Origin of the sequence: Streptomyces globisporus (assembly GCF_003501885.1) — a bacterium.
GTDB lineage: Bacteria > Actinomycetota > Actinomycetes > Streptomycetales > Streptomycetaceae > Streptomyces > Streptomyces globisporus_D.
Map to the genome: position 1 here is coordinate 34,511 of NZ_QWFA01000027.1, position 10,712 is coordinate 45,222.

Annotated in this window: 9 protein-coding genes; 6 read left to right on the forward strand and 3 right to left on the reverse strand. The window is 72.5% G+C overall.

Going from position 1 to position 10,712, the window contains the following annotated elements:
• Positions 1-184 precede the first annotated feature (184 nt).
• Positions 185-685 (forward strand): MarR family winged helix-turn-helix transcriptional regulator, encoded by a 501-nt coding sequence (locus D3105_RS07080; RefSeq protein ID WP_225051525.1) that lies wholly within the window; start codon positions 185-187, stop codon positions 683-685.
• A 92-nt stretch (positions 686-777) separates the two neighbouring features.
• On the opposite strand, the gene D3105_RS07085 is transcribed toward D3105_RS07080, so the two are convergent.
• Positions 778-1,572, reverse strand: a complete 795-nt coding sequence (locus D3105_RS07085; RefSeq protein ID WP_118901071.1) for a protein phosphatase 2C domain-containing protein — start codon at positions 1,570-1,572, stop codon at positions 778-780.
• A gap of 364 nt (positions 1,573-1,936) precedes the next feature.
• Between D3105_RS07085 and D3105_RS07090 the strand changes: the two genes are divergently transcribed.
• Genes D3105_RS07090 through D3105_RS07110 form a run of 5 tightly spaced genes read left to right on the forward strand, consistent with a single transcriptional unit; the run spans position 1,937 to position 7,811 of the window.
• Positions 1,937-5,035, forward strand: a complete 3,099-nt coding sequence (locus D3105_RS07090) for a sensor histidine kinase (protein WP_118901073.1) — start codon at positions 1,937-1,939, stop codon at positions 5,033-5,035.
• A complete protein-coding gene (locus tag D3105_RS07095; RefSeq protein WP_030579655.1) occupies positions 5,032-5,511 on the forward strand; it encodes a roadblock/LC7 domain-containing protein in 480 nt (159 codons plus the stop codon). Before D3105_RS07090 ends, D3105_RS07095 begins: the two co-directional genes overlap by 4 nt.
• Positions 5,508-5,924: a DUF742 domain-containing protein gene (locus D3105_RS07100; protein ID WP_006127542.1), complete on the forward strand. Its 417-nt coding sequence runs from the start codon at positions 5,508-5,510 to the stop codon at positions 5,922-5,924. The genes D3105_RS07095 and D3105_RS07100 overlap by 4 nt, the downstream gene beginning before the upstream one ends.
• Complete coding sequence (locus tag D3105_RS07105; protein ID WP_118901075.1) at positions 5,905-6,579, forward strand: GTP-binding protein; 675 nt, start codon at positions 5,905-5,907, stop codon at positions 6,577-6,579. Before D3105_RS07100 ends, D3105_RS07105 begins: the two co-directional genes overlap by 20 nt.
• A 38-nt stretch (positions 6,580-6,617) precedes the next feature.
• Complete coding sequence (locus D3105_RS07110) at positions 6,618-7,811, forward strand: styrene monooxygenase/indole monooxygenase family protein (RefSeq protein ID WP_118901077.1); 1,194 nt, start codon at positions 6,618-6,620, stop codon at positions 7,809-7,811.
• A 59-nt stretch (positions 7,812-7,870) separates the two neighbouring features.
• Here D3105_RS07110 and D3105_RS07115 read toward each other — a convergent pair whose 3' ends face one another.
• Both D3105_RS07115 and D3105_RS07120 read right to left on the reverse strand, forming a co-directional pair.
• The gene (locus tag D3105_RS07115) at positions 7,871-9,109 is read right to left on the reverse strand and encodes a C40 family peptidase (RefSeq protein ID WP_118901079.1); all 1,239 of its coding nucleotides are present in this window, start codon (positions 9,107-9,109) and stop codon (positions 7,871-7,873) included.
• A 167-nt stretch (positions 9,110-9,276) separates the two neighbouring features.
• Positions 9,277-10,712, reverse strand: a 1,436-nt coding sequence (locus D3105_RS07120) for a PQQ-binding-like beta-propeller repeat protein (protein WP_240646827.1), incomplete at its 5' end; no start/stop codon positions are given.

Consider the following 10,712-nt stretch of genomic DNA (forward strand, 5'->3'; position numbering starts at 1 on the left):
GACTGTACATGGCGTGTATACATCGAGTTCATAGTGGGGTGAGGGGCGGTGGCAGGCCCCGGACCGGGGCCGGGTCGGCGTGGTCGGTCCACTCCTGCGAAATACTGGCCGAGCTGCGGCGATGACCGGTCGCGGCGGCAGGCGGCAGCTTTTATCGGCAGGGAACCGTACGAGGGGTACAGACGTGCGCGGAGACGACAGCGGGCCGGAACCTGGTGCGCCCGAGGGGCCGGGCGCACCCGGCGTGAGCGGCGTGGACCATGAGTTCCTGGCGCTGGAGCGTGAGCTGGCCGTGTTCCTGCGCCGGGCGCGCGCCAGCTCGGGCGAGATGGCCCGGGAAGTCCACCCCGAACTGGAGCCCGCCGCCTATGGTCTGCTCGTCCGTCTGGAAGCGGCGGGGCGGCAGCGGGCCACCGAACTGGCCGCCTACTTCGGCGTCGGCAAGGCCACCATGAGCCGCCAGCTCCACTCGCTGGAGAACCTCGGGCTGGTGGCCCGTGAACCCGATCCGGCCGACGGGCGCGCCTGGCTCGTCCATCTCACCGACGACGGCCTGGCCCGCTTCCGCAGCGTCCGGGACGCCCGCCGCGGGCGCTACGTGCGCAAACTGGCCGACTGGGACCGGGCCGAAGTCGCCGAGCTCGCCCGGCTCCTGCACCAGCTGAACGCCCGCGCGGAGAGCTGACCGGCCTACCGCGCAGGCTGCCGGCCATCGGTCGGGCTCAACTCCGCCAAGGGGGCGTCAGGTCGGACCAGCTCCGTCCCGGGCGTGTCGGGTCAGGCCGGCTCCACCAGGAGCGCGGTCGCGTCGTCGTGCGTCTTGCCGCGCCGCAGCCGTACGCGCCCGGCCGCCGCGTCGGCCTCCTCCAGCTCCCGCACCCGGTCGATCAGCCCCTGCGGCCCCTCCTTCCGCAGCAGCCCCAGCGTGTCCGCCCAGTCGCCCTCGCCGAACACCTCCGTCCAGCGGGCCGCGCCGTCCGTGAGTGCGGCCAGCGCCCGGACGTCCGCCGCCGGGACGCTGCCCGTCACCGCGCGCGAGGCGACCGCCGGATCGGCGGCCGCCGTGAAGAAGCCGCTCTCCTTGTTCCGCACCGTGGCGTCGGCGATCTCGTTCGAGGCGAGCGAACCCGGCGGCAGCCGCGTCAGCCGGTCGTCCAGAATCGCCCGGACCGCACCGTCGGGCGACTCCAGGAGCAGGACCGAGTCGGACAGCACCAGGTACTCGATCGCGCGTTCGCCCCACCGCGCCAGGGCCACAGTCGCCTGAGGCGTACGTACGTGAGAAAGGTCACAGGTGGCCCGATGGGCTTCGGCTGTACGGGAGATGGCCGCGGCCAGGATCTCGGTCAGGGTCAGATCAGGGCGGGAACCGGACAGTTCCACCAGCGCGCCGCCCAGTCGCGCGGTGAACCACGGGACCGAGTGCACACAACCGTCGTCCCCACGCGGCGGGGTCACCCCGTCGAGCAGCACCAGCACACCACCCTGGCCGGACGCGGGAAGAGTCCCGGAGACCCAGTCCTCGTTGGGGCGTTCGGGACTGCCGGGAGCGGTGGCGAGTTCGATGCGCATACCGCCAGTCTGCACGAGCCCTTCACCATCCCCGCACGCGGCCGAAGATGGCCTGTACCAGCAGGTCAACGCGGGCGCACGAGGCGGAGGGAAGGGCTCCGGGGAGCGTGCGGGCGGGCATCCTGCCAAAGGCGGAGCGGAACTTCCACCCCGTGGTCCACGCATGGTCAGGGGTCCGGCGGGGGAGACTTGTTCGTCAACTCCAGAGTGATGTTCACTCCTTCGAGTGGCGGAGCGGTTGATGCGCGCCCCCCTCTCATAAGCGCTGGAATGGTCGGAAGCCGTACCAGGAGCGGGGCGCCCTTCCATGTGACCGTGCGTCACCTCTGCTTCAAGGGTGGACGAGTCAAGATTGCGAGCACCGGTGCAGAAGAAGCGGCCGCGGAGCAAGGGCACGACGCGCGACGGTTCAGGGGCGATGCCTCCGGCACCCGGTGCGGACAAGCGGACCGTGCGGGTGCGCAGCCGACTGGTCGCCGGGGTCGCGGTCGTCGGCGTCATCGTCGTCGCGGCGGGCACCCCCGCCGTGCTCGGAGCCTCCGCCGATCTCACCGAGTCCCAGCGGCTGGTCACCCTCGCCGAGCTGAACCAGCAGGCGGTCACCCTCGGGCACTCCCTCGCCGACGAGCGTGACGCCGTCACCGCGTACATCGCCGCCGGCCGGGCCGAGGAAGGCGACGACGGCGTCAGCGCGAAGAACCGCACCGCCCGCACCACCCGTGTCGACCAGCAGATCGACGAGATCCACGAAGCGGCCTCCGCGGCCCTGCGCCGTGACCTCTCGACGGTCCCCTCCCTGCGCCGCTCCGCCCTGACCGGCAAGGGCTCGGCCCTGGAGGCGCACCAGGCGTACTCCGACCTCATCGCCAAGCTGCACGGCATCGCCGCCGAACTCGCGGAGAAGACCCCGCCGCGCGCCGCCGACGCCACCCGGGCCCCGCTCACCCTCGGCGGCGCCTCCGAACAGGCCTCCGCCACCCGCGGCCTCCTCCTCGCCGCGCTCGCCGTGCCGAGCCCCGAGCCGACGGGCCCGCAGACCGACCCCTTCACCGGGCTGCCCGTGCAGACCCAGGACGAGGGCGCCACCCGGGCCGACCGGGAACGCGACGAGCTGAGCTCCGCCGCCCAGCAGGCCCGGGTGCGGGAGCTGGCCGCGCTCGCCGACTTCGACCAGGCGGCGGACCCGGAGGCCCGCGACAAGCTCTCCGCCACCGTCACCGGCTCCGAGGTCAACGACGCCGAGAAGTACCTCACCCGCCTCACCGACCGCCCCGAGCTGTCGGAAGGGGACCGCAAGGTCAGCCCCCGGAAGCTGGAGGCCGCGCTCTCCGCCCGCGTCGACCGGATGCGCAGCGTCGAGTCCGCCCTGACCACCGGCCAGGTCCAGGACCTGGAGGGGCTGCGCGACGACGACGTCACCGCCCTCGAACTGGCCATCGCCCTGCTCGGCGGCTGTTTCCTCCTCGCCGTCGGCGTCTCCACCGCCGTCGCCCGCACCCTCACCCAGCCGCTCGCCGTCCTGCGCATCGGCGCCGCGCGCCTGGTCGAGGACCCCGAGAACGCCGAACCGGTCCGCTACACCGGCCGCAACGACGAGTTCGCCCAGGTCGTCCGGTCGATGAACGCCCTCCACGGCAAGCTCACCGACCTCCACCAGGACCTCGGCGGACGCGTCGAGAGCCTCACCGCCGAACGCTCCGGCCTGATCAAGAGCCGCGAATCCCTGGCGCAGCAGCGGACCGAACTCCAGGAGCGGACAGCCGAGCTGACCACCCAGCTCGGACAGCTCAAGAACACGGTTCACCACACCTTCGTCAACCTCTCGCTGCGCACCCTCGGCCTCGTCGAGCGGCAGCTCGGCGTCATCGAGGGCCTGGAGGAGCGCGAGCAGGACCCGGAGCGCCTGGCCACCCTCTTCAAGCTCGACCACATGGCCACGGTCATGCGCCGCCACAGCGAGAACATGCTCGTCCTAGCGGGCGCCGAGCACGGCCACAGCCACGCCGGGCCGATCCCGCTGGTCGACGTGGCGCGCGCCGCCGTCAGCGAGATCGAGCGGTACGAGCGGGTCACCATCCAGTCCCTGCCGCCGCACGCCCAGATCGCCGGGTTCGCCGCCGACGACCTCAGCCATCTGCTGGCCGAACTCCTGGAGAACGCCACCTCCTTCTCCCCGCCGGACTCCCATGTCGAGCTGTCCGGCTGGCTGCTGGAGAGCGGCGAGGTGATGCTCTCCGTGTCGGACGAGGGCATCGGCATGTCGACGGTCCGGATGGAAGAGCTCAATGCCAGGCTGGCCGACCCGGCCTCGTTCGAGGTCGGTGAGCAGAATGCCGACGGCGCCGGACTCGGTCTCCAGGTGACGTCGCTGCTGGCCGCCCGGCACGGGGTGCGGGTCCAGCTGCGCGAGCAGAAGGGGAGTGGAGTGACGGCCGTCGTCGTCCTGCCGCAGGCCCTGCTGCCCAAGACGCTGCCCGCCGCCAACCCGCCCGCCGTGCAACTGCCCGGCGACGCACCCACGCTCAACCTCCCGGGCTCGGTGGCGGAGGCCAACTCCAACGCCCTGCCCAGCCGTTCACCGCAGCCGGCCGCGCTGCCCGAGCCGGTCGCCGACGCACGGAACGCCCCCGAGACGGCCGTCGAGCCCGGCCCGGCCGACGCCGACCCGATGATCGCCGCCGCCGAGCGGACGATCCGCGAGAACGCCGACGCCTCCGCGAGCGCCGACGCCGGGAGCGCTCCGGCCGAGAACGCCGACGAGAGCCCGGAAGCCACCGCCGTACCGCTGCCGGACCAGGCACAGGACGCCCAGCAGCCGGTCGCGGAAGCCGAGACCGACGCGGCCGCCGACACGGACACCGGCGCCGAGTCGGAGTCCGAGATCACGCTGCAGGTCCGGTTGCCGAAGCCGCCCGCGGACCCGGCCGCCCCGGCAGCCCCCGCGCCGGCCGACCCCTACGCCATCGGCCCCGACCGCCACGAGCGCCCGGCCGAGACCGGCCCCGGCGACCAGGACCCGGACGGGCCCGCGTCCCGCCCCGCGCCCCGCGCCGAGGCGGCCGAGGCGGCCGGAGCAGCCGAGGTGACCGGAAGGGCCGACGCCCCCGCCGAGACCGTCCCCGGTCCCCGCCGCCCGGAGGCCGGCCGTGTCACCGACAAGGGGCTGCCGAAGCGCACCCCCAAGGTGACCAGGCCCGACGCGACCCCCGTCCCCGGCCGCACCGGCAGCCTCGACCGGGACGCCCTGCGCCGCCGGCTCGGCAGCTTCCACCAGGCGGCGAAGGAAGGCCGGCGCGACGTCGAGGCCGAGATCGCCGAGACCGGCGGCATCGCCGCCGCCGAGCCCGGGGGCGTACCCACGGGGCGCACGGGGCACGAGAGCACCACCGCGCACACCACGGGCGCCGCACAGGACACACGGAACGAAGAGACGGGGGACACAGTCGAGGAGGCACGCAGTTGACTGCGCCCAGCACATTCGGGCTGAGTACCGAGGCCCGGAACCTTCACTGGTTGCTGAGCAATCTCGTGGAGGAGGTGCCAGGGGTCCACTCGGTCACCGTCGTCTCGTCCGACGGCCTGATGCTGCTCTCCTCCGACCCCGGCCATCACGAGGCGAAGGCCGCCGGACCGTCGGACGGCCCCAAGGGATCCAGCGCCGACCTGGCCACGATCGTCTCCGGCATCGGTTCGCTGACCGTCGGAGCCGCGAAGCTGATGGACGGCGGCGGCGTGAAACAGACGATGGTCGCCATGGACGAGGGCAGCGTCTTCGTCATGTCGATCAGCGACGGCTCCCTCCTCGGCGTCCACGCCACCCCGGACTGCGACATGAGCGTCGTCGCGTACCACATGGCCCTCTTCGTCGGCCGGGCCGGACACGTCCTCACCCCCGAACTCCGCAGTGAGCTGCGCAAATCGATGGAGAGCGCCCTGTGACCACCGCCGCAGCGGAACCCGCCCCCCGGCTCCCCGTCCGCGGGGCCGACAAGCGCCCCGCCCGGGTCCGCCCGTACTCCCTCACCGGCGGCCGCACCCGGTTCGGGCACGTCCTGCTGGTCGAGACGTTCGTCGCCGCCCTCGAAGCACCCGAGGAGCGCCGCGAACTCACCAACGGCAACCTCGCCTCGCGGGTCATGCCGGAGCTCCAGGCCATCGTCGAACTCTGCCGCCGCATGCGTACGGTCGCGGAGATCTCGGCCCTGTTGAAGATGCCGCTCGGAGTCGTCCGGGTGCTGCTCAGCGACCTGGCCGACCAAGGAAAGATCCGCGTGTACGGAACCGGTCACGGCACCGGCCAGCCCGACCGCGCACTGCTCGAAAGGGTGCTCAATGGACTCCGCCGTCTCTGAGGCGCCGCTCTTCGCCCCGCGTCAGCCGGACTCCCGGGACGACCGGCCGGCCCGGCCCCAGGACCAGCCGGAGGAAGCCCTCCAGGCCTGGCAGCTCGACCACACCCGCGCCCCCACTGCCACCAAGATCGTGGTGGCGGGCGGATTCGGCGTCGGCAAGACGACGTTCGTCGGCTCGGTCTCCGAGATCACCCCGCTCCAGACCGAAGCGCTGATGACCCAGGCCAGCGAGGAGACCGACGACCTCTCCGCGACGCCGGAGAAGACCACCACGACGGTGGCCATGGACTTCGGCCGTCTCACCCTCGACGACGACCTCGTCCTGTACGTCTTCGGCACCCCGGGCCAGCAGCGCTTCTGGTTCATGTGGGACGACCTGGTGCGCGGGGCGATCGGCGCGGTCGTCCTCGCCGACACCCGGCGTCTGGAGGACTGCTTCCCGGCGCTCGACTACTTCGAGAGCTGCGGCCTGCCCTACATCGTGGCGGTCAACCACTTCGAGGGGACCCCCGGTTACGAGGCGGAGGACGTCAGGGAGGCCCTGACCGTACCGCCGCAGGTGCCGATAGTGATCATGGACGCGCGTAACAGGATCACCGTCGTCGAGTCACTGCTGGCCCTCGTGGGCCATGCTCTCGACGTCACACCCGCCTGACGCCTCGAATCAGAAACGACGGAGCACGGAGAGCCGCGATGCGGAAGATACTCATAGTCGGAGCCGGCCAGTCCGGGCTCCAGCTGGCCCTGGGGTTGCAGTCCAGAGGCTACGAAGTCACCCTGATGTCCAACCGGACCGCCGACGAGATCGCGCTCCAGCACGAGCGGGACTACCAGCTGAACTTCTGGGAGTCCCAGGCCCCGAAGATCGAGGGACTCGGCGTCTCCGTCGCCGCCCCCGACTCCTCCCGCGCCATCGACTGGGTCGGCAAGCTGGACGGGTACGCCCAGTCCGTCGACCAGCGCGTGAAGATGGCCGGCTGGATGGAGACCTTCGCCCAGCGCGGCGGACAGCTCGTCATCCACGGGGCGGCCGTCTCCGACCTGGACTACTTCTCCCGCACCTACGACCTGGTCATGGTCTCGGCGGGCAAGGGCGAGCTGGTCTCCATGTTCGGCCGGGACGCGGCCCGTTCGCCGTTCGACGCCCCGCAGCGCGCGCTGGCCGTCGCCTACGTCCACGGCATGGGCCCGCGCCCGGAGCACCCGGAGTTCGACGCGGTCCGCTGCAACCTGGTGCCGGGCGTCGGCGAGCTGTTCGTCATGCCGACGCTCACCACCTCCGGCCGCGCCGACATTCTGTTCTGGGAGGGCATCCCGGGCGGGCCGCTCGACGCCTTCCAGGGCATCAAGGACCCCTCCGAGCACCTGGCGAAGACCCTGGAGCTGATGGAGAAGTTCACGCCGTGGGAGTACGCCCGCGCCACCAAGGTCGAGCTGACCGACGCCAACGGCACCCTCGCCGGCCGCTACGCCCCCACGGTCCGCAAGCCGATCGGGCGGCTGCCCGGCGGCGGCCTGGTCCTCGGCGTCGCGGACGTCGTCGTGGCCAACGACCCGATCACCGGCCAGGGCTCCAACTCGGCGTCCAAGTGCGCGAACGCCTACCTGGACTCGATCATCGAGCACGGCGAGAAGGAGTTCGACGCGGCGTGGATGCAGTCCACGTTCGACCGTTACTGGGAGACCGCGCAGCACGTCACCAAGTGGACCAACGCGATGCTGGGCGTCCCGCCGGAGCACGTGCTGAACCTGATCGGCGCCGCCGGTCAGCTCCAGCCGGTCGCGGACCGCTTCGCCAACGGGTTCAACGACCCGGCGGACTTCGACAACTTCTTCTTCGAGCCCGAGAAGACGAACGCGTACCTGGCCTCGGTCACCGGGGCTTGAGAAACACACCCGCTTCGGCGGCCGGACCCGCACCGCCGGTCCGGCCGCCGAGGTCCGTCCTAAGGGCTGTTCGGCGCCGCGTCCGTGCCGTACCCCGTGTCCGAACCGTCGCGCGCGCCCTCGGGCAGCTCCGGGCGGGTGTACGTGGACAGCGGGGCGCCGCCGGGGTCGGGGCGTACGGCCCCCAGCAGCGGGTTCGACGCCAGCGGTGAGACCTTGACCTTCGCCCCGGGGCGGGGCGCCTGCACCACCAGGCCGTCGCCGATGTACAGCGCCACATGGGTCGCCTTCGGGAAGTAGATCACCAGGTCCCCGGGGCGCAGCGCGGACACCGGCACCCTCGGGAGCTGCTTCCACTGCTCCTGCGAGGTGCGCGGGATCGTCCGCCCCGCCGCCGACCAGGCCCGGGACGTGAGCCCGGAGCAGTCGAAGGAGTCGGGTCCCTCGGCGCCCCACACGTACGGCTTGCCGATCTGCCGGACCGCGTACGCCACCGCGTCGCCGCCCTGCCGGGTGGGCGGCCGGGTGGAGCTGAGCGCCCCGGAGGCCACCAGCTCGCGCTGAGCCTTGTCCACGCCCTGCTGTTCGAGACCGGCGAGCTGGGTGATCTGTTCCTCGGAGAGCGTGGCGAGCAGCCCCTCGACCTCCCTGAGTTTGCCGTTCACGGCGTCGCGCTGCTTCTTCTGTCGCGCGGCGAGCTTCTTCTGCTGGTCCAGCGCCTTGCGGGAGGCGGCGGCCAACCGGTCGGCGCGCCGGGCGGAGTCGGTGAGCCGGTCCACCGTCGCCGCACGGTTCGCCGCCAGCCGCCCCACGACGTGGCTCTGGTCCAGGGCCCGCTGGGGGTCGTGCGCCAGGAGCAGCCGGAGGTACGCGGAGAACTCCGTACGCCCCTGGTACTGCTCCCGGGCCAGCCGCCCGGCGTCCCCGCGGCTCATCTCCAGTGCGGCCCGCGCCTTCGCCAGGTCCGCGTTCACCTTCTTCAGCCGGGCGGTGCGCTGCTTCAGCTTCTCGGCGGTGGCGTTGTAGGTCTCGCTCGCCTCCTCCGCCGCCCGGTAGCGGGTCTGGAGCTCGCGCAGCAGGGCGGCGACGCTTCTGGGTGCCTCGGGGGCGGCGAGGGCGGTCTCGGCGTCGACCTCGGCCGCGTTCTCGTCCGTCGTGTCCGTGTCCGTGGTGTCCGTCGCGTCGGCTTCCTCGGACGGTACGGGGCCGGGCTCGGCCGATGCGACGGTGGCCGGCGAGACCGTGAGCGCCGTCGTCAGCACGGTCGCGCAGACCGCGCGCAGGAGCCTGCCTGACACGACATCACCTCCGTGACGGAGACGCGGCCCGGCAACGGGCCCGTCCATAAGTGAGCGAATCCTATTAATCCGGTCACTCGATGACGGGTGATGCAAGCACCGTGCGGCGCGCCGCACGGGGCATCCCCCGGACGGCGGCGGTGATGACGTAAGGGTGTCGGTCTGCCTCAGGCCACCGGGAAGGCGTAGAAGGACCGGTCCCGCTGGACGACGACGGTCTTGCCGAAGGCGAGCGTCCGATACGAGGCGCGGACGGTCTCGCCCTTCGGGTCGGCCGACCCGATGTCCTGGAACTTCCACAGCCGCTCGCCGTCGGCCGCCGAGAACGCCGTGACCTGGACGGCGTCGGAGGCGATCAGGGTCTTCTCGCTGCCGCTCAGCGTGAGCGAGGGGGCGGGGCCGGTGCCCGGCACCTCGGTGGAGCGGCGCCACACGAGCCGGCCGCTCTCCCGCTCCACCGCGCCGACCAGCCGACTGCGTTCGGTGGTATGGATCAGGGGCCCGGCGATCAGCGGGGTGCCGAACCACGAACCGGCACTGCCCTCGACGCGCCACAGCGGCTTCGTCGTGTCCGCCTCGAAGGCCTGGAGGTCCTGGCCGACCGCCGCGTACAGCGTTCCGTCCTCGTCGCCGGAGGTGGCGGCCTCCAGGGAGGCCGCGCCGTACTGCCTGGTCCACAGCAGCTTGCCGGTCTTCTGGTCGAACGAGCGGACCGACCCCTTCCCCTTGGCCTTCTTGACCTCGGCCGCCGTCAGACTGGCCGCGTCCTGCCGTACGAGGACGTCGGCGGAGCGCTCCGCGACCACCCGGTAGGCGGGGGTGCCGGGGGCTCGGCCCGCGGGCACGGGGGTGCGCCACAGCTCCTTGCGCTGCACGATGTCGTACGCGAAGAAGTAGGCCTCGACGACTTCCTTGTCCTTGCCCTTCTTCTTGCCCTTCTTCGGCTTCGGGGCCTTCACGGTGACCGTGTGCGACCCGGTGAACCAGATGACCGGCCCGGAACTCCCGGCCAGCCGCCCGACGGTGAGGCCCGGCAGGTCGTCGAAGGCCTCGGTGTAGCGCACGCGGTGCACGACCTTGCCGTTCTTCGGCGACAGCCACAGGAACTCCGTCGGGCTCGCCACGAAGACCAGATCGGCGCCCGCCGCCAGCGCGGCCTGCCCCTTCGCCCCGTCCGCACGCTGCCACAGTCGCTTGCCGGTGCGCAGGTCCACGGCGCTGGCCTGGCTCTCGCTGGTCACCACGAGCAGCTTGTCCTGCCAGAGCGCGGTGGTGAGCGGGGACGACTCGGAGGCCGGGTGCGCGTAGATCCAGCGCGGTTCGGGTGCCTGGCCGGGGAGCGTACGGCGGGGCTCGGGCGCGGGCTTGTCGTCCGTCGCCCGGGCGGTGTCGCCGGACCCGAGCGCGGCGACCGAACCGCCGCCCACGATCAGCCCGCCGACGGCCGCCGCCGCGATGGTCAGCAGGGTCCGGCGGCTCGCGGCGGGGTCGGGCGCCGGGGCCGGTGCGGGCGGCAGCGGCAACGACACCATCGGCCCCTGGCCTGGACCGCCCGGCCCCGCGGGACCGGCCGGGAGCGCGGCGGCGGGGTACGGGGCGGGCC

Excerpts from the sequence above, each read along its gene's own strand:
- D3105_RS07085 (WP_118901071.1), bottom strand. The coding sequence starts at position 1,572 with ATGCGCATCGAACTCGCCACCGCTCCCGGCAGTCCCGAACGCCCCAAC.
- D3105_RS07105 (WP_118901075.1), top strand. The coding sequence starts at position 5,905 with ATGGACTCCGCCGTCTCTGAGGCGCCGCTCTTCGCCCCGCGTCAGCCG.
- D3105_RS07110 (WP_118901077.1), top strand. The coding sequence starts at position 6,618 with ATGCGGAAGATACTCATAGTCGGAGCCGGCCAGTCCGGGCTCCAGCTG.